This is a genomic window from Pseudomonas sp. KH_046_2, assembly GCF_057838985.1.
In genome coordinates this window covers 2,169,804-2,193,664 of sequence record NZ_CM174480.1, presented here as the reverse complement: position 1 = coordinate 2,193,664, position 23,861 = coordinate 2,169,804, and the positions used below count along the sequence as shown (strand labels likewise).

Annotated in this window: 18 protein-coding genes, 4 tRNA genes and 1 pseudogene; 4 read left to right on the top strand and 19 right to left on the bottom strand. The window is 60.4% G+C overall.

The features are described from left to right. Positions 1–157: 157 nt before the first annotated feature. The 9 genes from AC3IX1_RS09915 to leuC all read right to left on the bottom strand — a co-directional run bounded on the left by AC3IX1_RS09915 (position 158) and on the right by leuC (position 11,179). On the bottom strand, positions 158–784 hold the full coding sequence (locus AC3IX1_RS09915) for a phosphoribosylanthranilate isomerase (RefSeq protein ID WP_489388015.1): 627 nt from the start codon (positions 782–784) through the stop codon (positions 158–160). 63 nt (positions 785–847) lie between these two features. Further along, the gene (gene truA / locus AC3IX1_RS09910; protein WP_489388711.1) at positions 848–1,672 is read right to left on the bottom strand and encodes a tRNA pseudouridine(38-40) synthase TruA; all 825 of its coding nucleotides are present in this window, start codon (positions 1,670–1,672) and stop codon (positions 848–850) included. Positions 1,673–1,953: 281 nt separating this feature from the next. Continuing rightward, positions 1,954–4,557 carry a motility hub landmark protein FimV gene (locus AC3IX1_RS09905; RefSeq protein WP_489388014.1) on the bottom strand — a complete coding sequence of 868 codons (2,604 nt, stop codon included), beginning with the start codon at positions 4,555–4,557 and terminating at the stop codon, positions 1,954–1,956. Between the two features lie 128 nt (positions 4,558–4,685). Beyond that, positions 4,686–5,696 (bottom strand): aspartate-semialdehyde dehydrogenase, encoded by a 1,011-nt coding sequence (locus tag AC3IX1_RS09900; RefSeq protein WP_489388013.1) that lies wholly within the window; start codon positions 5,694–5,696, stop codon positions 4,686–4,688. A gap of 179 nt (positions 5,697–5,875) precedes the next feature. After that, positions 5,876–6,988, bottom strand: a complete 1,113-nt coding sequence (asd, locus tag AC3IX1_RS09895) for an aspartate-semialdehyde dehydrogenase (protein WP_110662242.1) — start codon at positions 6,986–6,988, stop codon at positions 5,876–5,878. Between the two features lie 66 nt (positions 6,989–7,054). Next, positions 7,055–8,137 (bottom strand): 3-isopropylmalate dehydrogenase, encoded by a 1,083-nt coding sequence (gene leuB, locus AC3IX1_RS09890; RefSeq protein WP_489388012.1) that lies wholly within the window; start codon positions 8,135–8,137, stop codon positions 7,055–7,057. 51 nt (positions 8,138–8,188) lie between these two features. Beyond that, complete coding sequence (locus AC3IX1_RS09885) at positions 8,189–8,956, bottom strand: class I SAM-dependent methyltransferase (protein ID WP_489388011.1); 768 nt, start codon at positions 8,954–8,956, stop codon at positions 8,189–8,191. Between the two features lie 145 nt (positions 8,957–9,101). Next, positions 9,102–9,746, bottom strand: coding sequence for a 3-isopropylmalate dehydratase small subunit (leuD, locus tag AC3IX1_RS09880; protein ID WP_045057951.1), 645 nt, complete (start codon positions 9,744–9,746; stop codon positions 9,102–9,104). A gap of 2 nt (positions 9,747–9,748) precedes the next feature. Beyond that, positions 9,749–11,179 carry a 3-isopropylmalate dehydratase large subunit gene (gene leuC / locus AC3IX1_RS09875; protein WP_489272828.1) on the bottom strand — a complete coding sequence of 477 codons (1,431 nt, stop codon included), beginning with the start codon at positions 11,177–11,179 and terminating at the stop codon, positions 9,749–9,751. 147 nt (positions 11,180–11,326) lie between these two features. Between leuC and AC3IX1_RS09870 the strand changes: the two genes are divergently transcribed. The 4 genes from AC3IX1_RS09870 (at position 11,327) to AC3IX1_RS09855 (ending at position 17,916) form a co-directional block, all read left to right on the top strand. After that, positions 11,327–12,217, top strand: a complete 891-nt coding sequence (locus AC3IX1_RS09870; protein ID WP_008047336.1) for a LysR family transcriptional regulator — start codon at positions 11,327–11,329, stop codon at positions 12,215–12,217. A 65-nt stretch (positions 12,218–12,282) separates the two neighbouring features. Further along, positions 12,283–15,561, top strand: coding sequence for a sensor domain-containing protein (locus AC3IX1_RS09865; protein WP_489388010.1), 3,279 nt, complete (start codon positions 12,283–12,285; stop codon positions 15,559–15,561). Between the two features lie 292 nt (positions 15,562–15,853). Beyond that, positions 15,854–17,305, top strand: coding sequence for a PAAR domain-containing protein (locus AC3IX1_RS09860; RefSeq protein WP_489388009.1), 1,452 nt, complete (start codon positions 15,854–15,856; stop codon positions 17,303–17,305). Beyond that, positions 17,302–17,916 carry a hypothetical protein gene (locus AC3IX1_RS09855; RefSeq protein WP_489388008.1) on the top strand — a complete coding sequence of 205 codons (615 nt, stop codon included), beginning with the start codon at positions 17,302–17,304 and terminating at the stop codon, positions 17,914–17,916. The genes AC3IX1_RS09860 and AC3IX1_RS09855 overlap by 4 nt, the downstream gene beginning before the upstream one ends. Before the next feature lie 168 nt (positions 17,917–18,084). Here AC3IX1_RS09855 and AC3IX1_RS09850 read toward each other — a convergent pair. The 10 genes and pseudogenes from AC3IX1_RS09850 to gltX form a co-directional block, all read right to left on the bottom strand. After that, positions 18,085–18,177 (bottom strand): annotated as a pseudogene (locus AC3IX1_RS09850) (heat-shock protein); the annotation flags it as partial. 77 nt (positions 18,178–18,254) lie between these two features. Next, the gene (locus AC3IX1_RS09845; protein ID WP_008050845.1) at positions 18,255–19,214 is read right to left on the bottom strand and encodes a tRNA dihydrouridine synthase; all 960 of its coding nucleotides are present in this window, start codon (positions 19,212–19,214) and stop codon (positions 18,255–18,257) included. A gap of 174 nt (positions 19,215–19,388) precedes the next feature. Beyond that, on the bottom strand, positions 19,389–19,826 hold the full coding sequence (locus tag AC3IX1_RS09840; RefSeq protein WP_489388007.1) for an acyl-CoA thioesterase: 438 nt from the start codon (positions 19,824–19,826) through the stop codon (positions 19,389–19,391). Positions 19,827–19,875: 49 nt separating this feature from the next. Continuing rightward, a complete protein-coding gene (locus AC3IX1_RS09835; RefSeq protein ID WP_489388006.1) occupies positions 19,876–20,709 on the bottom strand; it encodes an alpha/beta fold hydrolase in 834 nt (277 codons plus the stop codon). Between the two features lie 29 nt (positions 20,710–20,738). Then, entirely contained in the window at positions 20,739–21,278 is a 540-nt protein-coding gene (locus tag AC3IX1_RS09830; RefSeq protein WP_008050839.1) for a TetR/AcrR family transcriptional regulator, read from the bottom strand. Between the two features lie 186 nt (positions 21,279–21,464). Then, positions 21,465–21,540, bottom strand: a tRNA-Glu gene (locus tag AC3IX1_RS09825). Between the two features lie 80 nt (positions 21,541–21,620). After that, positions 21,621–21,696, bottom strand: a tRNA-Ala gene (locus tag AC3IX1_RS09820). Positions 21,697–21,749: 53 nt separating this feature from the next. Further along, positions 21,750–21,825 (bottom strand) — tRNA-Glu (locus AC3IX1_RS09815). A 79-nt stretch (positions 21,826–21,904) separates the two neighbouring features. Then, positions 21,905–21,980 (bottom strand) — tRNA-Ala (locus tag AC3IX1_RS09810). A gap of 213 nt (positions 21,981–22,193) precedes the next feature. Further along, positions 22,194–23,675, bottom strand: coding sequence for a glutamate--tRNA ligase (gltX, locus tag AC3IX1_RS09805; RefSeq protein ID WP_090454210.1), 1,482 nt, complete (start codon positions 23,673–23,675; stop codon positions 22,194–22,196). Between the last annotated feature and the right edge of the window lie 186 nt (positions 23,676–23,861).

The following is a 23,861-nucleotide window of genomic DNA, read 5'->3' as shown; positions in this document are numbered from 1 at the left end:
TAGCGCTAAATTCATGTGTGCGAAGAGGGTCGAGGACTGCCACGGTCAGCGCGAAACATGACCTGCGTGCAACCACAAACCCTCGGATCTGCCTGCTGTGTGCAGTGCATCCGCTTTGTACAGTGCAGTGGACGGCGGCAGTCTGCCAGCCGTCACATCAACAGGTGCTACCGCGTACCGCTTTGATAAATGCCTGGATCTTTGCGTGATCCTTGATGCCCTTGCTCGCCTCTACCCCGCCGCTGACATCCACGGCATAAGGCCGGACGCGGGCAATCGCTTCGGCGACGTTATCCGGTGTCAGACCGCCCGCCAGAATGATCGGTTTGCTCAAGCCTTGCGGTATCAATGACCAGTCAAATGCCTCGCCGGTTCCTCCGGGAACGCCTTCGACATAGGCATCGAGCAGAATTGCGCTGGCACTGGCATAAGCATCGCAGGCCGCGGCGATGTCATCACCCGCCTTGACCCGCAGCGCCTTGATGTACGGACGGTGCCAGCCTTCGCAATCGGCCGCGCTTTCATCGCCATGGAATTGCAGCAAGTCCAGGGGCACCGCGTCGAGCAGCTCACCCAATTCGCAACGGCTTGCATTGACGAACAAGCCCACGGTGGTCACGAACGGCGGCAGCGCCTTGATGATCGAGCGCGCCTGCTGGAACGTCACCGCACGGGGGCTTTTGGCGTAGAACACGAATCCGATGGCATCCGCCCCGGCCTCGACGGCTGCCAACGCATCCTCTATGCGGGTAATCCCACAGATCTTGCTGCGAACGGCTGACATGTCGACACAACTCCAAGACAAATCCGGGAAAGTCCCGGATGGTAACAAAAGCATTCGAGGGCGTCAGCCGCCAAGTTCAGAGAAGCCGGTCAGGAAGTGTGGACCGATGTAACGCTCGGGCAATTGGAACTCGTCACGGTACTCGACCTGAACCAGATACAAACCGAATGGATGCGCAGTCACGCCACCGGTCCGTCGAATCCGGCTCTCCAACACCTCTTTCATCCACTCCACCGGACGCTCTCCGGCGCCAATGGTCATCAGCACACCGGCAATGTTGCGCACCATGTGATGCAGGAAGGCGCTGGCGCGAATATCCAGCACGATCATCTTGCCGTGACGGGTGACGCGCAGGTGATGCAGTTCCTTGATCGGCGACTTCGCCTGGCACTGGCCGGCGCGAAAAGCACTGAAATCATGGGTGCCGAGCAGGTACTGGGCGGCCTCGGCCATGCGCTCGACGTCCAGCGGACGGTGATTCCAGGTCACTTCTTCGTTCAGGTGCGCCGGGCGAATCTGATCGTTGTAGATCACGTAGCGATAACGCCGGGCAATGGCCTTGAAGCGCGCATGGAAATGCGCCGGCATGACCTTGGCCCAACTGACACTGACGTCGTGGGGCAAGTTGATGTTGGCGCCCATGGTCCAGGCCTTCATCGAACGCTCGACCGGGGTGTCGAAATGCACCACCTGTCCGCAGGCATGAACCCCGGCGTCGGTACGCCCGGCGCACATCAGCGAAACGGGTGAGTCGGCGACTTTGGACAAGGCGTTTTCGAGGGTTTCCTGCACGGTGAGCACCCCGGACGCCTGGCGCTGCCAGCCGCGATAGCGCGAGCCTTTGTATTCGACGCCCAGCGCGATCCGGAAAAAGCCGTCGGCTGCCATTTCGGCGGCCGGGTTATCTATATTTGCCAAGGAGGGACAGCCTGCTGATGTACCAAAGGCGGGCATTATAAGGCTGCCGGGCGGGGATGCCAGAGGGATCTCCTTTGACTGTTCCGGCCTCATCGCGGGCAAGCCCGCTCCCACAGGTTTTGTGAACGCCACAGAACCCTGTGGGAGCGGGCTTGCCCGCGATAGCAATTTCGCAGATACCAACGCATCACCGACCAAACAAAAACGGCAGCCTCAATGGGCTGCCGCTTTTTTTACAACCAACCAATCACTCAAGCCAGGCGCGAAAGCATTTCCCTGGCTTCGCTCTTCTGCTCGGCACTGCCTTCGCTTACCACCTCATTGAGGATGTCGCGAGCACCGTCGCTGTCGCCCATGTCGATATAGGCCTGAGCCAGATCGAGCTTGGTAGCGGCTTCGTCAGTGCCCGAGAGGAAGTCGAAGTCATCATCGTCGCCCAGTGCGGCATCTGCTTCGGTGAAAGTCGGCTCGCCGATGCTGTTGGACAAGCTCTCCAGTTCGGCGTTGACATCATCCAGCTCTGCCGCGAACGCATCCGGTGCGTCCAGTTCGTCGGCCAGTGACAGATCGAAATCAGCCGGCAATTCCAGGTCATCCAGCGCGACCTCAGGAACAGCCGGGGTTTCGGCAGCAGGGAAATCCTTCACGCCCTCATCCAGATCCAGCAGGAAATCGTCTTCAGCCAGAATCGCCGGCGACGGTTGCGCGCCGAGATCCAGGTCGAGGTCGAAGTCCGACAGGTCGTCGAGGTTTTCCTTGATTTCAGTCTGTTGCTGCAACACCGAGTCAAAACTCAGATCATCGTCCAGCGGGAACTCTTCCAGGTCTGCCAGTCCCGCTACTTCGGGCTCCAGTGCAGGCGCAGGTGCAGGCGCCACAGGTGTAATCGCATCCAGATCATCCAGGCTCAGGTCGAAGGCGCTGTCGAGGTCATCCTCGAACGGCGCTGGCTCTGGCGCCGGTGCTTGCGGCTCATCGAGCAACAGATCCTTGACGTATTGCGCGTCCAGTTCCGCAGCAACCGCGGCTGCGGCGATGCCACCGGCAGCCACCAGCGCCATGGCCGGGAAGCGGCTTTTGAGCTTTTCAACCTGGGCGAAGTTGTCGCCATTGGCCACCAACTGACGCTCCTGGCCGACGAACGCATCGCGATCGCCTTGCTGGCCGTAGACTTCCATCAGCTTCAAGCGCAAGTCGCTGCGCTTCGGCTCTTGCTTGACACCGTCCTCCAGCAACGCGGCAGCCTGGTTCAGGCGACCGGCATTGATGTGCGACTGAGCCTGGCCCAGCACGTCGCTGGAGCGCTCGGCAGCCGGAGCCACCAATGGCGCGGCGATCGGCGTGGTCATCACCACCGGAGCAACCACCGGCGCTGGCGCGGGAGCAGGCGTCGGGGCAGTCGCCAGCTTCATGCTCGGCGGTGGAACTTCCAGACCTTCGAAGCTGCTTTCCGGCATGTCGAGATCGGCCGAGAACGGCTGTTCTTCGGCCAAGGCGCGGGCCATGCGCAGATGTTTTTCCGCTTCTTGCTGGGCTTTGCGGCGACGCGCCAGCAACAGCAGCAGGAGCAACAGAATCACCGCACCGCCACCGACCAGGCCCAGCAGCACCGGATTGGTCAGCAACTCATTGAATTTCTGATCGTCGGATGCCGCCGGTGTCGCTTCAACGGGCTTCTCGGCCGGCGCCGGAGTTGCCTCGGGCGCTGGCGCAGTTTCAGCCGGAGCAGGCGCTGCCGCCGGGTTGGCAGCCAGCTCGGCCGACATTGCCGGCGCGGTCGCAGCCGCTGGTGCAGCCGCAGCGCCCTCGGTTTGCAACTTGGCCAGTTGATTGTTCTTCAGCTCGATCAGGCGTTGCAGCTTGTCCACCTGGCTTTGCAGATCAGCCATGCGGCTTTTCAGTTCGGCGTTATCACGACGACTGGTGTCGAGGCTTTCCTGGGTCACCGCCAGCTTGTTGCTGAGGGCCTTGGCATCTCCGGCAGCCCCTTTGCCAGGGTTCTTGCCGGACTCGGCAGACACCAGGCTCAGCTTGTCGGTGGCCGCTTGCGCCGGAGCAGCATCGGTGCGAGCGCGATTGGTGGCATCGAGCTGTTGCTGCCCTGCCCCGGGTTTCGCTACATAGCGGCGACCCTGGCGCCAGGCCTTGTTCTGTGCGGCCACTTCGGCAATCGCCTTGGTTTGCGGCAGGCCGGTGCTTTGTGCCTGGTCCGGCATGCGTAGCACCTGGCCGGTTTTCAGACGGTTGATGTTGCCATCAATGAAGGCGTCCGGGTTCAGCGCCTGGATGGCCAGCATGGTTTGCTGGATCGAACCGCCATTACGTGCCTTCGCGGCGATTTCCCACAGGGTATCGCGCGGCGTGGTGGTGTATTGCGCCGGTTTGGTCGCACCGGTGACGGGCGCGGCAACCGATGACGTCGGCTGCGCAGCCGCTTCAGCGGTTTGCGGCGAAAATTTGGACGGATCGAGCAACACACTGTAGTCGCGCAGCAAACGGCCGTTCGGCCACATGACCTGAACCAGGAACTTCACCATGGGTTCGGACAGTGGCTTGCTGGAGGTCACGCGCAGGATGCTTTTGCCGCTGGCGTTGAGCACCGGGGTGAAGGTCAAGTCGTTGAGAAACGCCTGGCGGTCGACACCGGCCTTGGCGAAATCGTCTGGTGAGGCCAGGCTTGGCACCACTTCGGCGGCGGTGAGATCCTTGACATCGAGCAGCTCGATTTCCGCTACCAGCGGCTGGTTGAGCGTCGATTTCAGGGTCAACTCCCCGAGCCCGAGGGCATGCGCCATACCGGAGGACAGCGCCGAGGCGGCCGCTATTGCTAACACCAGTTTGCGAACTTGAACCATTAGCTCATCCTTAGTTTGAACATTCCTCGGCCAGCGAGAAGGTATTGACAGTCGCTGCCGTAAGGCATTGCGCGCAACGGCGAGGGTCGTCGCGCGCGATCATTCGACAAATTGTTGCAAAGTATCTTTTACAGCAGGTCTTTTATCAACAACTCGGCCAGCTGCACAGCGTTGAGCGCCGCGCCTTTGCGTACGTTATCTGACGTCAGCCACAGATTAAGTTCCGACGGGTCGTCAATACCCTGGCGAACCCGACCAACGTAGACCACATCCTGCCCTACCGCATCGCCCACCGGGGTCGGGTAATCGCCGGCTTCCACCAGCTCGATGCCGGGTGCATCTTCCAGGGCCGCATTGACTTTCCCCAGGTCGATTTCACTCGCGGACTGCAGGGTCACGCTATAGCTATCGCCAAAAAACACCGGGGCTTGAATGCAAGTGACGGAAATCTTCAATGAAGGCAGGTTAATGACCTGGCGAAGTTCACGTACCAGCCGTTTTTCCAGCAGTGTATGACCCTGTTCATCCGGCTTGCCGACTTGAGCCAGCAGATTGAATGCCATCTGCCGATCAAAGAATTTCGGCTCCAGCGGCCGCACATTCAGCAGTTCGGCGGTTTGCCGCGCCAGTTCACTCACGGCTTCGCGACCCTGGGCAGACACCGCCAGACTGGCGGTCAAATTGATGCGTTGCAAATCGAGCAAACCCAGCAATGGCGCAAGGACCACCGCCAAGGTGGTCGCCGATGGACTCGGGCTGCTGACCTGGAAAGGTTTTTTCAGACCGGCGAGAATTTGCGAGTTCGCTTCCGGCACCACCTGCGGCGCCTGATCGGCCGGCAAGGCGCCGGACAGGTCTATCACCGAGCAACCGGCAGCACTGGCGCGCGAAGCGAAACTCAGGGTTACCGCCGGGCCTGCGGCAAAAAACACCAATTGTACTTTGCCGAAGTCAAACTCATCGACCTCACGCACTCGCACGTTCTTGCCACGAAACGGCACCGAACTGCCGGCGGACTCGCTGCTGGCCAGCAGGTGCAGATTGCCGATCGGGAAGTCGCGCTCTTCAAGAATCTGCACGAGTGTTTCGCCGACAGTACCGGTGGCGCCGATCACTGCAATATCAATGGACTGGCTCATGGGTTTTTACCTCTGGCGAAACGGGGGGAGCGGCACTTTACCGGGTGGTGGGGATGCAGGCAATTCGGCGGGAGATTTGTGGTGTTCGTGCCGACCTCATCGCGAGCAAGCTCGCTCCTACAGGGATAAAAAAACCCGCACCTCTTGCAAGGCGCGGGTTCTTTCATTGCATCAATCGATCAACGCTCGAGCAGGATCCGCAGCATGCGGCGCAGCGGTTCGGCCGCGCCCCACAGCAACTGGTCGCCGACGGTGAACGCGCCGACGAATTGCGACCCCATGTTCAGCTTGCGCAGACGGCCAACCGGGATGTTCAGGGTGCCGGTAACCTTGTTCGGGCTCAGCTCCTGAATGCTGGTCTCGCGGCTGTTCGGCACCAGCTTGACCCAAGGGTTGTGCTGGCTGATCAGCCCTTCGATATCAGCGATCGGTACGTCTTTGTTCAGCTTGATGGTCAGCGCCTGACTGTGGCAGCGCATGGCGCCGATGCGCACGCAGATGCCATCGACCGGGATCGGGCTCTTGAAGCGACCGAGGATCTTGTTGGTCTCGGCCTGGGCCTTCCACTCTTCGCGGCTCTGACCGTTCGGCAATTCCTTGTCGATCCACGGGATCAGGCTGCCGGCCAGCGGTACGCCGAAGTTTTCGGTCGGGTACGCGTCGCTGCGCATGGCTTCGGCCACACGACGGTCGATGTCGAGGATCGCGCTGGCCGGATCGGCCAGTTGATCGGCAACAGAGGCGTGGGTCGCGCCCATTTGCTTGATCAGTTCACGCATGTTCTGCGCGCCGGCACCGGAGGCCGCCTGATAGGTCATGGCGCTCATCCACTCCACCAGGCCAGCTTCGAACAGGCCACCGAGGCCCATCAGCATCAGGCTGACGGTGCAGTTGCCGCCGATGTAGTTCTTGGTGCCCGCATCCAGCTGCTGGTCGATGACCTTGCGGTTGACCGGATCCAGAACGATGACCGCGTCATCCTGCATGCGCAGGCTGGAAGCGGCGTCGATCCAGTAACCCTGCCAGCCGGCTTCACGCAGCTTGGGGAAGACTTCGCTGGTGTAGTCGCCACCCTGGCAGGTCAGAATCACGTCGAGGGTTTTCAGCTCTTCAATGCTGTAAGCGTCCTTGAGCGGAGCAATGTCCTTGCCCACGGACGGGCCTTGGCCACCGACATTGGAAGTGGTGAAAAACACCGGCTCGATAAGATCGAAATCCTGCTCTTCCAGCATCCGCTGCATGAGCACGGAACCGACCATACCGCGCCAACCGATCAGACCTACACGTTTCATCGCAACTACACCTTCTTGAAATGTGGGCCGCTACCTTGTCTTGAATTTGGCAGCGGGCCCGAGAGATTACAGATTCCGCAGCGCGGCGACTACTGCGTCACCCATTTCCTGCGTACCGACTTTAGTGCAACCGGCCGACCAGATGTCACCGGTGCGCAAGCCCTGATCCAGCACCAGGCTGACGGCTTTCTCGATGGCATCGGCCGCGACCTGCTGGTTGAAGCTGTAGCGCAGCATCATCGACACCGACAAAATGGTCGCCAACGGGTTGGCGATGCCTTTGCCCGCGATGTCCGGCGCCGAACCGTGGCACGGCTCGTACATGCCCTTGTTGTTGGTGTCCAGGGACGCCGACGGCAGCATGCCGATGGAACCGGTGAGCATCGAGGCCTGGTCGGACAGGATGTCGCCGAACATGTTGTCGGTAACGATCACGTCGAACTGCTTCGGTGCGCGCACCAGCTGCATCGCGGCGTTGTCGACGTACATGTGGCTCAGTTCGACCTCAGGATAATCCTTGGCCACTTGTTCGACCACTTCACGCCACAGTTGGCTGGAGGCCAGTACGTTGGCCTTGTCCACCGAGCACAGCTTCTTGCCACGAACCATGGCCATGTCGAAACCGACACGGGCGATGCGGCGGATTTCGCTTTCGCTGTACGGCAGGGTGTCGTAGGACTGACGCTCGCCGTTTTCCAGGGTACGGGTACCGCGTGGCGCGCCGAAGTAGATGCCGCCGGTCAGTTCGCGAACGATCAGGATGTCCAGCCCGGAAACGATTTCCGGCTTCAGGCTGGAAGCCTCGGCCAGTTGCGGGTACAGGATCGCCGGACGCAGGTTGCCGAACAGGCCCAGTTGCGCACGGATCTTCAACAGGCCGCGCTCAGGGCGGATGTCACGTTCGATGGCATCCCATTTCGGGCCGCCAACGGCGCCCAGCAACACGGCGTCGGCTGCGCGGGCACGTTCCAGGGTCTCGTCGGCCAATGGCACGCCGTGCTTGTCGATGGCCGCGCCGCCGATCACGTCATGGCTCAACTCGAAGCCCAGGGCGAACTTGTCACTGGCCAGCTCCAGCACCTTGACCGCTTCGGCCATGATTTCCGGGCCAATACCGTCACCTGGGAGAATCAGAATCTGCTTGCTCATGCTTTCCTCATGTCATCAGTCGGTGCGCCCTTGGACGCACCCGGAAAAATTCTATCGTTCAGCCATCAGCACCAGTACATCGGTACTGAACGAACCATCGGCCTCAATCTCAAAATATTCGCGTACTTCATTGCCCATCGACTGCTGCAACTCGCGGATCGCCGCGCGCATCACTTCAGGCGTGCGCATGCGCTCGACCCAGCTGTTGTACTCCAGGCGCAGGCGCTGACGAGTGGTACTGCGGGTGTGCAGCCCCGCCTCGCTGATCTGGCGCAACCACTCGCCGGCGGAATAATCGCGCACATGGCTGGTGTCGCGCAGCACTTCGACGCTTTGCAGGTAAGTGTCGAACAGCGGGCTACCCGGTGACAACACGTCGACGAACGCCGCCACACCGCCCGGCTTCAGGACTCGACGCACCTCACGCAGCGCCACGCCCAGATCGCTCCAATGGTGCGCCGAATAGCGGCTGAAGACGAAATCGAATTCGCCATCGGCGAACGGCAGGCGCTCAGCGGCACCGTTGACCGTGGTCACGTTGCTCAAGCCACGATCGACAGCGGCAGCAGTCACCACGTCGAGCATCTGCTGCGACAGGTCGTAGGCCACCACTTCTTTCACCAAAGAGGCTACGTGAAAACTCACGTGGCCTGCGCCGCAGCCAAGGTCCAGGACCCGGGCATCGCCCTGCCCCGCCAGTTCAGCCTGGAGCAGCGCGAATTCGGTGCCTTGAGCGTGTACGGCGCTGCTCAGGTAGGCCGAGGCCTGTTCACCGAATTGCTTCTGGACTACCTGGGTGTGCTGGGCGGTGCTGGTCATGGGGACTTCCTTTTAGTCTTGTGGTGCCTGTTCCGACCTCATCGCGGGCAAGCCCGCTCCCACAGTAATTGCGGTGTACACAAAACCTGTGGGAGCGGGCTTGCCCGCGATGAGGTCAGCCCTGACTACATCAATTGCGGATCAATCAAGCGTCACGAAACAACCAAGGCTGGCTCGCACGATGCTTGGCTTCAAACGTCGCAATCGCCTCATGGTCCTGCAACGTCAGGCCGATATCGTCCAGGCCGTTGAGCAGGCAGTGTTTGCGGAAGGCATCGATTTCGAAGCTCAACACTTTGCCATCCGGACGGGTCACGGTCTGGGCTTGCAGATCGACCTGCAACTGATAGCCCGGATTGGCCTCGACCTGCTGGAACAGCTCATCGACTTCGGCATCGCTCAAGATGATCGGCAGCAAGCCGTTCTTGAAGCTGTTGTTGAAGAAGATGTCGGCGTAGCTCGGCGCGATGATGCTGCGGAAACCGTATTCTTCCAGCGCCCATGGCGCGTGTTCACGGCTGGAGCCGCAACCGAAGTTCTCACGGGCCAGCAACACGCTGGCGCCCTGGTAACGTTCGGCGTTGAGGACGAAGTCCTTGTTCAGCGGACGCTTGGAGTTATCCTGGTAAGGCTGCCCCACATCCAGGTAGCGCCATTCATCGAACAGGTTCGGGCCAAAGCCCGTGCGCTTGATCGACTTCAGGAATTGCTTCGGAATGATCTGGTCGGTGTCGACGTTGGCACGATCCAAAGGCGCGACAAGACCAGTATGTTGGGTAAATGCTCTCATGCTTACTGCGCTCCCTGGATCAATTCACGGACGTCGATGAAACGACCGTTCACAGCGGCGGCCGCGGCCATGGCCGGGCTGACGAGGTGGGTACGACCACCTGCGCCTTGACGGCCTTCGAAGTTACGGTTGGAGGTCGAAGCGCAATGCTCGCCGGACTCCAAGCGGTCCGGGTTCATCGCCAGGCACATCGAGCAACCCGGCTCGCGCCATTCAAAACCGGCTTCGAGGAAAATCTTGTCCAGGCCTTCCGATTCAGCCTGGGCTTTGACCAGACCCGAGCCCGGCACCACGATGGCCTGCTTGATGGTCGAGGCCACTTTGCGGCCCTTGGCGATTACCGCCGCAGCGCGCAGGTCTTCGATCCGCGAGTTGGTGCAGGAACCGATGAACACGCGGTCGAGCTGAATGTCGGTGATCGCCTGGTTGGCGGTCAAACCCATGTACTTCAAGGCGCGCTCGATGGAGCCGCGCTTGACCAGGTCCATTTCCTTCGCAGGGTCCGGTACGTTCTGGTCCACCGCCAACACCATCTCAGGCGAAGTACCCCAGCTGACTTGCGGCTTGATCTGGGTGGCATCGAGCTCAACGACGGTATCGAAGGTGGCGTCGGCATCGGACACCAGGTCTTTCCAGGCTTCGACGGCCAGGTCCCATTCCGCCCCTTTCGGTGCGAAAGGACGACCCTTGACGTATGCCACGGTCTTTTCGTCCGCGGCCACCAGACCTACGCGAGCGCCGGCTTCGATGGACATGTTGCAGATGGTCATGCGGCCTTCAACGGACAGGTCGCGAATCGCGCTGCCGGCGAATTCGATGGCGTGGCCATTACCGCCGGCGGTGCCGATCTTGCCGATCACGGCGAGCACGATGTCCTTGGCGGTCACGCCGAACGGCAATTGGCCTTCGACCCGTACCAGCATGTTCTTCATTTTCTTCGCGACCAGGCACTGGGTGGCGAGCACATGCTCGACCTCGGAAGTGCCGATACCGTGAGCCAATGCGCCGAATGCGCCGTGGGTCGAGGTGTGGGAGTCGCCGCAGACCACGGTCATGCCCGGCAAGGTTGCGCCCTGCTCCGGGCCGATGACGTGGACGATGCCCTGGCGAACGTCGTTCATCTTGAATTCGACGATGCCGTATTCATCGCAGTTGTCATCGAGGGTCTGTACTTGCAGGCGCGAGACCTGGTCAACGATGGCGTCGATGCCGCCCTTGCGCTCCGGCGTGGTCGGTACGTTGTGGTCCGGGGTCGCGATGTTGGCATCGATGCGCCATGGCTTGCGCCCGGCCAGACGCAGGCCTTCGAAGGCTTGCGGCGAGGTCACTTCGTGGATGATGTGACGATCGATGTAGATCAGCGCAGAGCCATCGTCGCGCTGCTTGACCAAATGCGAATCCCAGAGCTTGTCGTAGAGCGTTTTGCCGGCCATCAGACGGTTCCTCATCAGCTTGTTTCTATGCCCCGGGCTTTGATGTACTCAATAACCCTTTGGCTTGTGAGGCTGATCCTATGGGGTTACATTAAATAACTCAAATTCATATTTTTTATGCTTTGGATAACCAGCTGGAATACAACCATGGACCTGGCCAACCTCAATGCTTTTATTGCCATCGCCGAGACCGGAAGCTTCTCCGGTGCCGGTGAACGGCTGCACCTGACCCAGCCTGCGATCAGCAAACGCATCGCCGGGCTGGAGCAGCAATTGAAGGTGCGACTGTTCGACCGACTGGGCCGTGAAGTGGGCCTGACCGAGGCCGGCCGCGCCCTGCTGCCGCGGGCCTACCAGATTCTCAATGTCCTCGATGATACGCGCCGCGCACTGACCAACCTCACGGGCGAAGTGACCGGCCGTCTGACCCTGGCCACCAGTCACCACATTGGCCTGCACCGTTTGCCGCCGTTATTAAGGGAGTTCACCCGGCGCTACCCACAAGTGGCGCTGGATATTCAGTTCCTCGATTCGGAAGTGGCCTACGAGGAAATTCTCCATGGCCGCGCCGAACTGGCGGTCATCACCCTGGCACCGGAACCCCACGCGCTGGTCAAGGCCACCCCGGTGTGGGACGACCCGCTGGATTTCGTGGTTGCCCCGGAGCATTCGCTACTCAATAACGGCAAGGTCAGCCTGGCGGACATTGCCCGACACCCGGCGGTCTTCCCCGGCGGCAATACCTTTACCCACCACATTGTGCAGCGGCTGTTTGAAGCCCAGGGCCTGACGCCAAACATCGCCATGAGCACCAACTACCTGGAAACCATCAAGATGATGGTCTCGATCGGCCTGGCCTGGAGCGTTTTACCGCGCACCATGCTCGATGACCAGGTCGCGCGCATACCTTTGCCGGGCATACAGCTCACTCGCCAGCTAGGCTATATCTTGCACACGGAAAGGACACTGTCGAACGCCGCGCGGGCCTTCATGGCGCTGCTGGATGCTCAACTCGATCCGCCAGGGACTCAAGGCTAAGTTGTGCTACTCCTATAGAGCCGCGAACTCCCGTGCCAAACGCCCATTCAGCCTAAGGCTTGCCAATGCCCAAATCTGTTGATCGTATTCCGCCTATGCCGCGTATACAGGCACTTGACCCGAAAAACTCCGAACAGAGCTGGGAAAGTGCCTCTCAACTGTTGGCCGCACTCAACGGCGCGCGCCTGGGTGCCTGGTATTGGGACATCGAGCGCGGGCAGATCAGCTGGTCCCGGGGTACGCAGGCGCTGTTTGGCTTCGACCCCCGCAAACCGTTGCCATCGGATCTGGAATACCTCGACCTGCTGCCTCCGGAGGATCGTGCGAAAACCCTTCGCGCATTCCACGCGGTCATTGCTGGCGCGCCGCTGGAGCAAGCGATGCATCACCGCATCCGCTGGCCCGATGGCAGCCTGCACTGGCTGGAAATCAACGGCAGCCTGTTGCCGGACAAGCACGGCCGGCCACGGATGATCGGTGTGATCCGCGAGATTACCCACCAGCGCCAGCGCGAACAGGCGTTGAGCAGTTCGGAAAAACGCTTCGCCACCCTGTTCCACCTGTGCCCGAACATGGTTCTGCTGACCCGCCAGGAAGACGGCCTGATCTCCGAGGCCAACCAGTATTTCGAAAGCCTGTTCGGCTGGCCGGTGCAAAATGCGATCGGCCGCACCACCCTGGAACTGGGCCTGTGGGTACACCCCGAGCAACGGGACGAATTGGTCAAGGCCACTAAAGCCAAAGGCGACCTGGTCAGCATGGAAGTGCAGTTTCGCGCCAGCAATGGCCAGATCCACGACGGCATCCTCAGTGCGCAAAAGGTCGAACTCGAAGGCCAGCCCTATCTACTGAGCACCTTCCTTGACACCACCGAACGCAAAGTCGCCGAACAGGCCCTCAAGGACAGCCAGGAACGCCTCGACCTGGCCCTGGACTCGGCGCAACTCGGCACCTGGGACTGGCACATTCCCAGCGGCATGCTCTACGGATCGGCACGGGCCGCCCAACTGCACGGTCTGGACGCCAAACCCTTTCACGAGTCCTTCGACGAATTCTTCGAAGGCGTGCCCGGCGAAGAGCGCGACACCATGCGCGACGCTTACCGCAGCCTGCGTGAAGGCCCGGCCGGCAACTACCAATTGACCTACCGCGTGCAATTGCCTGACGGCAGCTCGCGCTATCTGGAAAGCCGTGCCCGCCTCTACCGTGATGACAACGGCGTGCCGGTGCGCATGGCCGGCACCTTGCTCGACATCACCGACCAGGTGGAGCGCGAACAACGGCTGGTGGCCTCCGAAGAGAAATTCGCCACGCTGTTCCAGGTCAGCCCCGATCCGATCTGCGTCACCCACCAGGACTCCGGCCAGTTCATTGAGATCAACTCCAGCTTCACCCAGACCTTCGGCTGGAGTACCGCCGATGTGATCGGCCGCAGCGCTGACGAAATCGGCCTGTGGGACGCTTCGGCGAAAAGCCTGCGACGGATCGAACAAGTGATCCGCGAGCAAGGCCTGAACAACGTGGCCATTCTGGTCCAGCACAAGGACGGACAGGTCCTGACCTGCGTGATTTCCAGCCGCCAGATCAGCGTCGGCGACCAGGCCTGCATCGTCACCACGCTGCGCGATATCACCCAGCAACAGCGCTCGGAAGCGGCGCTCAAGGCCAGTGAAGAGAAATTCGCCAAGGCCTTCCACTCCAGCCCCGACGCCATCACCATCACCGAGCGCGACACCGGACGCTATCTGGAGGTCAACGACGGTTTCTGCCGCCTGACCGGCTACCGCGCCGAGGAAGTGGTGGGCCGCACGGTGTACCAGGTCGGGATTTGGGCAGAAGAAAAACAGCGCTCGGCGCTGCTGGCCGAATTGCAGATCAAGGGCCGGGTTCATCACCAGGAAATGCTCGGGCGCAACAAGCGCGGCGAACTGCTCACCGTCGAAGTCTCGGTGGAACCGATCACCCTCAACGAAACCGCCTGCCTGCTGCTGACCGCACGCGACGTCAGCCTGCTGAAAAACGCCGAAGCGCAGATCCGCCACCTGGCCTACCACGACCCACTGACCAACCTGCCCAACCGCGCCTTGCTGATGGACCGCCTGAGCCAGCAGATCGCCCTGCTCAAACGGCATAACCTGCGCGGCGCGCTGATGTTCCTCGACCTCGACCATTTCAAGCACATCAACGACTCCCTCGGGCACCCGGTGGGCGATACCGTGCTGAAAATCATCACCGCGCGCCTGGAGGCCAGCGTGCGCATGGAGGACACCGTCGCGCGCCTGGGCGGTGACGAATTCGTGATACTGCTCAGCGGCCTTGAAGGCTCGCGCAGCGAGGTCAGCGATCAGGTTCGCGAATTGGCCGACACCATCCGCGAGCTGCTGTCCGAACCGATGTTCCTCGACGGCCAGCGCCTGCAAGTGACGCCCAGCATCGGCATTGCGCTGATCCCCGATCACGGCTCGACCCCGACCGACCTGCTCAAGCGTGCCGACATCGCGCTTTATCGCGCCAAGGACTCGGGGCGCAATACCGCGCAGATGTACCACAACACCATGCAGAAGGCCGCGAGCGAACGCCTGCGCATGGAAACCGACTTGCGCCTGGCGCTTTCCCGGGGCGAGTTTCGCGTGCATTACCAACCCCAGGTCGACGCCCGGGGCGACCGCATCGTCGGCGCCGAGGCCCTGGTGCGCTGGAATCATCCGGAGCTCGGCGCGCAGTCACCCAACGAGTTCATCAAGGTGCTGGAAGACAGCGGACTGATTCTGGAGGTCGGCACCTGGATCCTCGACGAAGCCTGCCAGGCCTTCAAACAATTGATCGACGACGGCCTGGTGAATCCGTACAAATTCAGCCTGTGCGTGAACATCAGCCCGCGCCAGTTCCGCCAGAACGACTTCGTCGAACGGATTGAAAACAGCCTGGCCAGCTATGGCCTGCCCTGCTCCCTGTTGAAGCTGGAAATCACCGAAGGCATCGTCATCCAGAACCTGGAAGACACCATCAATAAAATGCGCCGCCTGAAAAAACTCGGCGTGAGCTTCGCCATGGACGACTTCGGCACCGGCTATTCCTCACTGACCTACCTCAAGCGCTTGCCGGTCGACACCCTGAAAATCGACCAGTCGTTCATCCGCGACGCCACCAGCGACCCGAACGACGCCGAAATCATCCGCGCCATCGTCGCCATGGCCCGCAGCCTGGATCTGAAGGTGATTGCCGAAGGGGTGGAAACAGCGGAGCAGCTTGAGTTCCTGCAGGGGCTGGAGTGTCATTTCTACCAAGGGTATTTGCACAGCAAGCCGTTGCCGGTTGAAGAGTTTCAAAAACTACTGAAATAACCCCCCTGTAGGAGCGAGCTCGCTCGCGATGCACGCGAACGATGATGCGTGCAAGCTGGAAAAATACGCTTTCCGCCACACTTTTCGCCGGAAGACCGTAGCAGAAGGCAATTGATTCTCCATTTCCTACATACATCCCGGAAACGTCCCATTTACGTGTATTTCCCCTGCGTTAAACCTGTGCGCCACGCATTGCCGTGCCCCCGTTTTCACCCAGGAGCAGACGCAAATTGCGTGTTGGCGGGTGCACTGAGTGCCCGCACAAGTCGTCAACAGACAGGGAATTCAAGCAATGACAGAGGGATATTTCATCCGCAAGGATGACTGGACCACCTGCGGCGGCAAGGTGCTGGATGCCGATGGCCACCTGATGATGTTTGACTTTGCCGCCGCGTGTGCCGGGGACCCGGTTTCCTGCGGCAAGGACAACAGGATCTACGTCATCGTCGGTGGCATTTCACACATTGAAAGTCACGGCAGATTGGTGGCCGGAACGCTGGACAGCTTCAGCAGTTGCCCCTGCAACGCCAAACTGATTCCATCCTTGCTCGATACCACTTACTGCAACGAAGAGGCCCCGGCGCCACGAGCGGCAAGGGCGGCCACTCAACCGGAAACTCCTTCTGCCCCCGGCAATCGCCCCGCCAGTTATACCTCGACGCCGAAACCCTCTGTGCCGACCTTCAGCGAATGGCCGGGGCGGGTCTGCGAGAACTACTGGCGCGGGTATCAGCAACGGGTCGAAAACATCGTGGCGCCGGGCGGCCAGCTGATTGCCGACCCCAAGGCACGCAACCAGGCGATCAATGCTGCCTACGCCCAACTGTGGCGCCACGACCCGCGTTTCCAGTGGGCAGGCCTGGCCGCCTTCGCCTCCAAGCAGGTCGGCTGTGGTCTGCTGCACGCGGCCGAATCGATCGACAGGATCCACGCCGAATACCAGGCCACAGTGCACCTGAAGTACAGCACCAGGCAAGGACTGGTGGGCTTGCTCAGCCCCAGCGAATGGGAAAAGCGGGCGAAAATACGCGAGTTCGAACAGCGCCAGCGCGACTACGAACAGGCCAACCGCAACAACCCGGTACCGGGCGGCACCCTCGGAGCTGGCGACGGCTCGCTGTCATACGCACAACGACTGTACCGGTTCGTCTACGAAATGCTGGCCATGGGCAATACCACGCTGTTCCTGGATGTGTATCCGCTGCATCTGTTCTACAAGGAACGGGGGTTGGAGGCGTTGAAGGATTGTTTGGCGTCACGTAGCAGGATTTACGGGCAGGGTGGACACCCGGTGGTGTGGCCAGTCGGGCAGGAAACGCTGGAGTTCGGAACTGAGCAGAGGGAAATCCTCCTGGCCTTCGAGGCGATTGAGGCCGGCAATATCGCCGAAAGCGTCGCGTTTCTTGCCACGCACGAACAGGTCAACATCCTGCAACCGTCGATGTACGATGACACGGGACTGAAATGGCTACTACGTGGCAACCATGCCTCCTACGTCACCAACTTGCCCTCTGGGGCCGCTCAAGCCATCGAGCTGACCCTGGCCAGCCAGTGCCATCCCGTCGATGACGGGCGCACCATTGGGTTTGGCAACAACCCCGTTGCCAACCTGGCCGACGTCAAGCAACGCATGGCCTTCGTGCTCAGATCCGCAGAGCAGTTTGATAGCTTGTTGCATAGCGACAAACGTGAACAGATTGAGCAATCGATTCGGGATATCGCCCTAGGTGGGGGCATCCGATGAGCCTCATGCACCGCGTAGGCTGGCGGCATGGCATGTTGGCACTGTCGGTCGTATCCCTCCTGACGCTGTCGGCAATTCAAGCGTTATCGGATGAGCCGGAAATCGCTCTGATGATTGACGAGCCCTGGGAAGATATGCGCCAACGCTCTAGTGCTGCCATAGATCCGGCCATTCCCGGACAGGTATCGTTCAACATTCCGAAGCCCGATGCCCGCCTGCGATTTATAGATCCCCAGTATGGTTTTGTAACTCCGCCGGCCCGTTTTTTTGTGATTGTTTATAACAAAGAGATAATCATCAGCGTCCGCATGTCCCCACAAATCGAGCCGCTGTTGCTCAACGACACCCTCAAGGTCGTACTGGATCTGCAAGAGCAATGGCGTAAAGCCGGCTGGGTACCCATTCGGGTCAACGAGTTCCCATCGTTCGCCGACACGCCGCAATGGCGAGCCCAATTACGGGATGTGAACAAAGGCGGCAAAACTTATTGGCATGCGAGCAACCAGTATCAAGTGATGCTGGTGGTTAATCGCTTCAAGGATTACAGACATCCCACCGAGGAACGTTATCTCATCAAGCTGTCACTGGCCACGCCATGGACGAACCCTTGACCCAAGGCATCGAGCAGGCTGGCGACACAGTGTGCTTTGCAGCACCGATCTTCTTTCACCTGGTGCGCTACAGCTGGACCTGAGCGCAAAAAAAGACCCCGACAAGTCGGGGTCTTTTTGTTTTAGCCGGCCGTTTGATCAATCACAACACCCGGCATCAGGCTCGACTCAGTGTTGCAGAGCCGGTTTTTGCGCCCCGTTGATCGGGATGCGCTTGGCTTTCGCCTCTTCCGGGATCACCCGCAGCAGGTCAATGCCGAGTTCGCATCGCGTAACCCTTAGATAAGGACCGCTGATTGCATTTCAAGAGATTATTTTCTGCTTTTTTATAAAAAGTTTCAGGCTGCTTCTGCCACCGGCAGCCCCAACAAGCGCGAGACATTATCCAGTTCGGTCTCACGACGCAGCACGGTGAACAGCTCCACCGCCTCGGGATAATTGCGGGTCAGCATCGCCAGCCATTGCTTCAGGCGGCCCGGTGATTGGCGTGGTGTCATCTGCGCCTTGGCTTGCAGCCAGAAGTCCTGGATCAGCGGCAGCAGCTCGGCCCAGGTCATCTCGACGACCTCCTCACCGGCCCGCGCTGCGGCGATTTGCCGGGCCAGATCCGGGCGTGAAACCAGGCCGCGACCGAGCATGATGTCTTCCACGCCGCTGATCTCGCGGCAGCGACGCCAGTCTTCGACGCTCCAGATGTCGCCGTTGGCGAACACCGGCACCTTGACCACGTCCTGCACCCGCGGAATCCATTCCCAGTGTGCTGGCGGCTTGTAGCCGTCGACCTTGGTCCGCGCGTGCACCACGATGTGTTCGGCGCCGCCTTCGGCCAGGGCTGTGGCACACACCAGCGAACCGTCCGGGCTGTCGAAGCCCAGGCGCATCTTGGCGGTGACTGGAATGTGCGCGGGGACGGCACGACGGACGTGCTCGACGATCTGGTTGAGCAGCTCGGGTTCCTTGAGCAATACCGCGCCGCCACGGGATTTGTTGACGGTTTTGGCCGGACAGCCGAAGTTCAGGTCGATCACTTCGGAACCCAGCTCGCAGGCCAGCGCAGCATTTTCCGCCAGGCACACCGGATCGGAACCGAGCAGTTGCACACGTAGCGGCACGCCGGAGGCCGTCCGGGCACCGTTGAGCAACTCCGGGCCGAACTTGTGGAAATAGGCAGGTGTGAGCAACTGGTCGTTGACTCGAATGAACTCGGTCACGCACCAGTCAATACCACCTACGCGGGTCAGCACATCGCGCAGGATGTCGTCGACCAACCCCTCCATGGGCGCCAAAGCAATTTGCATGAAAAACACACTCGAGGAAAAACGTGCGGCAGTTTACTGGATTATCGAGCGAAAGACTTGCGCATACCTTTGTGGCGAGGGAGCTTGCTCCCGCTGGAGCGCGAAGCGGTCCCCCTGCAAATGAAGAGTGCTGCGCACTCTAACGGGAGCAAGCTCCCTCGCCACAGGGCCGTGTCAGGCCGGGACTTGCAACGCCGGACCATAGCCCTCGATAAACTCTACCGGCATGCGCTTGGGCTTGCCGGTGGACAACTCGATGCAGACGAACGTGGTCTGCGCACGCAATAGAGTGGTGTTGTCACTGGGGCGGATCAACTGGAAGTGCCGGGTCATTTTCAGCCGCTGGTCCCAATCGACGATCCAGGTCGCCAATTGCAACTCATCGTCCTCATAGGCTGCCGCCAGGTAATCGATCTCGTGCCGCACCACCGCCATCGCCCGGTCCAGCCGGCGATACTCGACCAGATCCAGGCCAAGGCGCTGGGAATGGCGCCAGGCACAGCGTTCGAGCCAGGTCACGTAGACCGCGTTGTTCGCGTGCCCCAACCCGTCAATGTCCTCGGCGCTCACTTGCAGATCAATGATGAACGGCGTTTCCCGATCCCAGCCCATGCCCGACTCCCTGGTCAGATAATTTCGACCGGGGCAGTGTAACGGAAGCTCAGGCGGATTGGCGTGATTGCAGACTGCGCCCGGCCAGCAGTGATATCACGCCATCAATCACCTGCGGGTCAGCCAACACTCGCTGATGACCACCGTCCTTCAAACGCAACAAGCGGCTGTCGAACCAGGCTTCGTGAATCAACTGGGATTCCTTCACAGAGACAAGATTGTCGTCTTCGGCGTGGACAATCAGGCCGGGCATCTCGAGTTGATAGTGGGCGACATCCAGCATCGCGGCTCGCATGCCGACGTCTTGTTCGACCTGACGAATGAACGCTGAGCGGGCTTTCGGTGGCAGCCCGACATAGCGGGCAAAGCCACGCAACACGCCGAGAATCCGCGCCGGAGCGGCAATGGTGACCAGGGTTTCGGTGCGCAAGCCCAACTGGACCGCGAGCATCGCACTGGCGCCGCCCATGGAGTGGCCGATGACCGCTTGCAGGGGTGGCAGTTCGGCAGCCGCCTCAAGCATGGCGCGGGCGAACAGCACCACATTCGCTTCGCTACCCGGCGAGCGACCGTGGGCCGGACCATCCAGGGCCACGACCGAGTAACCGGCATCGACCAGCGCGGTGATGAGGCTGGCAAACTGCGTCGGCCGCCCTTCCCAACCATGCATCAGCAATACTGCCGGGCCCTGACCCCAGCGCAAGGCCGAGAGACCGAAACGCAGGGTGATCCGCTCTGACTTGGCCAACAGTGGCAGCTCCCAGTCACGCAGCGGCAGATCCCTTGGCGTCATGAACGCCTGTCGCATTTTGCTTGCGACCAGTTTCGGGGCAAACCAGCCCAAGGTGCCATTAACGCCACGAACCCACTTTAACGCGCTCATCGCATTCTCCTCAGGCCGCAGCCTTCAGGTCAACGCACTGCCGATTTGGCGGCGCGCAACAATCGATCGGACAACTCTCCTGGCCCCAGCGCCCGCGCCAGAGCCAGCCCACCCACCATCAAGGCCATGTCGGCCAGGGCTTTTTCGGTTTCTTCAGGGCTGGCCGCCAACTGCGCGACCATCAATTCCACATGCTCATTGAGCGCAACACGAAACGCTTCCGGCAGCCGCCCCAGTTCGCCGACCGATGCCGGGATCGGGCAGGCCGATTCGGAGGAATCACGGTGCTTGCGCGACAGATAAAACGCTGCCACCAGCGCCCGGCGCTCTTCGCCGGTCAACTGCGCATCCATGTCGGCAATCAGATCGCGGCGGTGACCGAGCAATTGCCTGAACGCCTCGAGCATCATCGCGTCCTTGCTTTCGAAGTGTGCGTAGAAGCCGCCGACGGTCAGGCCCGCCGCGCCCATCACTTCGCCCACACTTGGCTCGGCCGGGCCGCGCTGAATCAGCGCTGCACTGGCAGCCTTGAGGATGCGTTCGCGGGTTTGAGCTTTTTTATCGTTCATCGTTGCCTCCGAATATTACGATTGAAATATTATTCTCATAATAAATTTTAGCAAGTCATGGGTGTGACCGCTGGTCTGAAGAACAGTTTTTTTTGGAAATGGAGGAATTTGGCCAAACGCCAGACAAACAAAAGGGCCATTCAATAATTGAATGACCCTTATAAAATCCCGCAGAGCGGGTAATCGTGGCGTCCCCTAGGGGACTCGAACCCCTGTTACCGCCGTGAAAGGGCGGTGTCCTAGGCCACTAGACGAAGGGGACACAAACCCTTCTATACAACTGATCAGTGCTGAGAGCTGATCGATTCAAGGTCGGTGTGGCCAGACCTTGAACTGTAAAATTGGTGGAGCTAAGCGGGATCGAACCGCTGACCTCCTGCATGCCATGCAGGCGCTCTCCCAGCTGAGCTATAGCCCCGGATTTTTCGCCTCGCGGCGGAGCGATATCTTGCAACATCGCTTCTGTAAAACTGGCGTCCCCTAGGGGACTCGAACCCCTGTTACCGCCGTGAAAGGGCGGTGTCCTAGGCCACTAGACGAAGGGGACGCAAACCCTTCTATACAACTGATCAACGCTGAGTGTTGATCGCTCCAAGGCCGGTGTGGCCAGGCCTTGAAGTGTAAATTGGTGGAGCTAGACGGGATCGAACCGTCGACCTCTTGCATGCCATGCAAGCGCTCTCCCAGCTGAGCTATAGCCCCTCATCGTTGATGCATCGTGGATGTCATCGCTGAGGACGGGGCGAATCTTAAGGGCGTATCGAAAGTCTGTCAAACTTATTTTTCAAAAAATTTAAAATTTTTTGCCGACATAACAACCACTTACCGCCCTCCCCCTCGTAAATTCAGGGGAAGCGCCGAAGAACGGGAGCAAAAGATCCCGGCCTTCGGCCATTACCGCAGAGGCAAACGCAATCAGGCGATAGCGCCCAACAGCTTTTCCCACTCTTTGTTTTCTTTCTTCGACACGCCGCCCAGCAGGTCAATCGCCTGACGCAGACGGAAACGGGTCAGGTCCGGCCCGAGGATTTCCATCGCATCGAGCACCGACACCGAGCTGGCCTGGCCGGTGATTGCAGCGAACATCAACGGCATGGCGTCACGCAGCTTCAATTCCAGGGACTCGACCACCGCCTGAATGGTTGCGGTGATGCTGTCCTTCTCCCACTGACGCAGGCTTTCGAGCTTCCACAGGATCAACTGCATCAGTTGGCGGACCTGATCACCCGACAGCTTCTTCGACTCGAACAGCTTGGCATCGGGGTTCACGCCACCGGCAAAGAAGAACCCGGCCAGCGGTGCCACCTGGCTGAAGGTTTCGACCCGGCCCTGCACGTGCGGCGCGATCTTCATCATGTATTCGGAATTGAACGCCCACTTCTGCACGCGCGCGGCGAACTCCTCCACCGGCAGGTCACGCAGCCACTGGCCGTTGAGCCAGGACAGCTTCTCGATGTCGAAGATCGGCCCGCCGAGGGACACACGCTTCAGATCGAAGTTGTCGACCATTTCCTGCAACGAGAACTTCTCGCGCTCGTCCGGCATCGACCAACCCATGCGGCCCAGGTAGTTGAGCATCGCTTCGGGCATGAAGCCCATGCGCTCGTAGAAGGTCACCGAGGTCGGGTTCTTGCGCTTGGACAGCTTGCTCTTGTCCGGGTTACGCAGCAGCGGCATGTAGCACAGCTCCGGTTGTTCCCAGCCGAAGTATTCGTACAGCAGGATCAGCTTCGGTGCCGATGGCAGCCACTCTTCGCCACGCAATACGTGGGTGATGCCCATCAGGTGGTCGTCGACCACGTTGGCCAGGAAGTACGTCGGCAGGCCGTCGGTCTTCATCAGGACTTGCATGTCCATGCGGTCCCACGGGATTTCAACGTCGCCACGCAGCATGTCCGGCACCACGCAGACGCCTTCGCTCGGTACTTTCATCCGGATGACGTGGGGTTCGCCAGCGGCCAGGCGACGGGCGACTTCTTCCTTGGACAGCAACAGCGCGCGACCGTCGTAACGCGGGGTTTCACCGCGAGCCATCTGCTCGGCGCGCATCTGGTCCAGCTCTTCGGCGGTGCAGAAGCACGGGAAGGCATGGCCCATCTCAACCAGTTGCTGGCAATACTTCTGATAAATATCGCCGCGCTCGCTTTGACGGTACGGACCGTGCGGGCCGCCGACGTCCGGGCCTTCGCTCCAGTCGATCCCCAGCCAGCGCAAGGCGTCGAAAATCTGCTGTTCGGACTCGCGGGTCGAACGCAACTGGTCGGTGTCTTCGATCCGCAGGATGAACTCACCGCCATGCTGCTTGGCAAAGCAGTAGTTGAACAAGGCGATGTAGGCGGTACCTACGTGGGGATCCCCGGTAGGCGATGGCGCGATGCGAGTGCGGACGGTGGTCATGGCATGTCTCAAAAAGAATAAAAGCGAAGTTCAAACAAGGCGCGAATGGTAACAGGCGACACCCGCCCGGCTCCAGTGAACAGGGCATTTAAGCCAAGGTTGCGTCTGTAACGCCCGTATGGCGAGGTGAATGGTCGAAAATCAGCCGATGGCATTTACCGCTTATCGGCTGTATGCCAGATTTGC

What these genes read in the sequence shown, in the direction of transcription:
- AC3IX1_RS09915 (WP_489388015.1), bottom strand. Translation starts at nt 784, where the DNA reads ATGTCAGCCGTTCGCAGCAAGATCTGTGGGATTACCCGCATAGAGGAT.
- truA (WP_489388711.1), bottom strand. Translation starts at nt 1,672, where the DNA reads ATGGCAGCCGACGGCTTTTTCCGGATCGCGCTGGGCGTCGAATACAAA.
- AC3IX1_RS09905 (WP_489388014.1), bottom strand. Translation starts at nt 4,557, where the DNA reads ATGGTTCAAGTTCGCAAACTGGTGTTAGCAATAGCGGCCGCCTCGGCG.
- AC3IX1_RS09900 (WP_489388013.1), bottom strand. Translation starts at nt 5,696, where the DNA reads ATGAGCCAGTCCATTGATATTGCAGTGATCGGCGCCACCGGTACTGTC.
- asd (WP_110662242.1), bottom strand. Translation starts at nt 6,988, where the DNA reads ATGAAACGTGTAGGTCTGATCGGTTGGCGCGGTATGGTCGGTTCCGTG.
- leuB (WP_489388012.1), bottom strand. Translation starts at nt 8,137, where the DNA reads ATGAGCAAGCAGATTCTGATTCTCCCAGGTGACGGTATTGGCCCGGAA.
- AC3IX1_RS09885 (WP_489388011.1), bottom strand. Translation starts at nt 8,956, where the DNA reads ATGACCAGCACCGCCCAGCACACCCAGGTAGTCCAGAAGCAATTCGGT.
- leuD (WP_045057951.1), bottom strand. Translation starts at nt 9,746, where the DNA reads ATGAGAGCATTTACCCAACATACTGGTCTTGTCGCGCCTTTGGATCGT.
- leuC (WP_489272828.1), bottom strand. Translation starts at nt 11,179, where the DNA reads ATGGCCGGCAAAACGCTCTACGACAAGCTCTGGGATTCGCATTTGGTC.
- AC3IX1_RS09870 (WP_008047336.1), top strand. Translation starts at nt 11,327, where the DNA reads ATGGACCTGGCCAACCTCAATGCTTTTATTGCCATCGCCGAGACCGGA.
- AC3IX1_RS09865 (WP_489388010.1), top strand. Translation starts at nt 12,283, where the DNA reads ATGCCCAAATCTGTTGATCGTATTCCGCCTATGCCGCGTATACAGGCA.
- AC3IX1_RS09860 (WP_489388009.1), top strand. Translation starts at nt 15,854, where the DNA reads ATGACAGAGGGATATTTCATCCGCAAGGATGACTGGACCACCTGCGGC.
- AC3IX1_RS09855 (WP_489388008.1), top strand. Translation starts at nt 17,302, where the DNA reads ATGAGCCTCATGCACCGCGTAGGCTGGCGGCATGGCATGTTGGCACTG.
- AC3IX1_RS09845 (WP_008050845.1), bottom strand. Translation starts at nt 19,214, where the DNA reads ATGCAAATTGCTTTGGCGCCCATGGAGGGGTTGGTCGACGACATCCTG.
- AC3IX1_RS09840 (WP_489388007.1), bottom strand. Translation starts at nt 19,826, where the DNA reads ATGGGCTGGGATCGGGAAACGCCGTTCATCATTGATCTGCAAGTGAGC.
- AC3IX1_RS09835 (WP_489388006.1), bottom strand. Translation starts at nt 20,709, where the DNA reads ATGAGCGCGTTAAAGTGGGTTCGTGGCGTTAATGGCACCTTGGGCTGG.
- AC3IX1_RS09830 (WP_008050839.1), bottom strand. Translation starts at nt 21,278, where the DNA reads ATGAACGATAAAAAAGCTCAAACCCGCGAACGCATCCTCAAGGCTGCC.
- gltX (WP_090454210.1), bottom strand. Translation starts at nt 23,675, where the DNA reads ATGACCACCGTCCGCACTCGCATCGCGCCATCGCCTACCGGGGATCCC.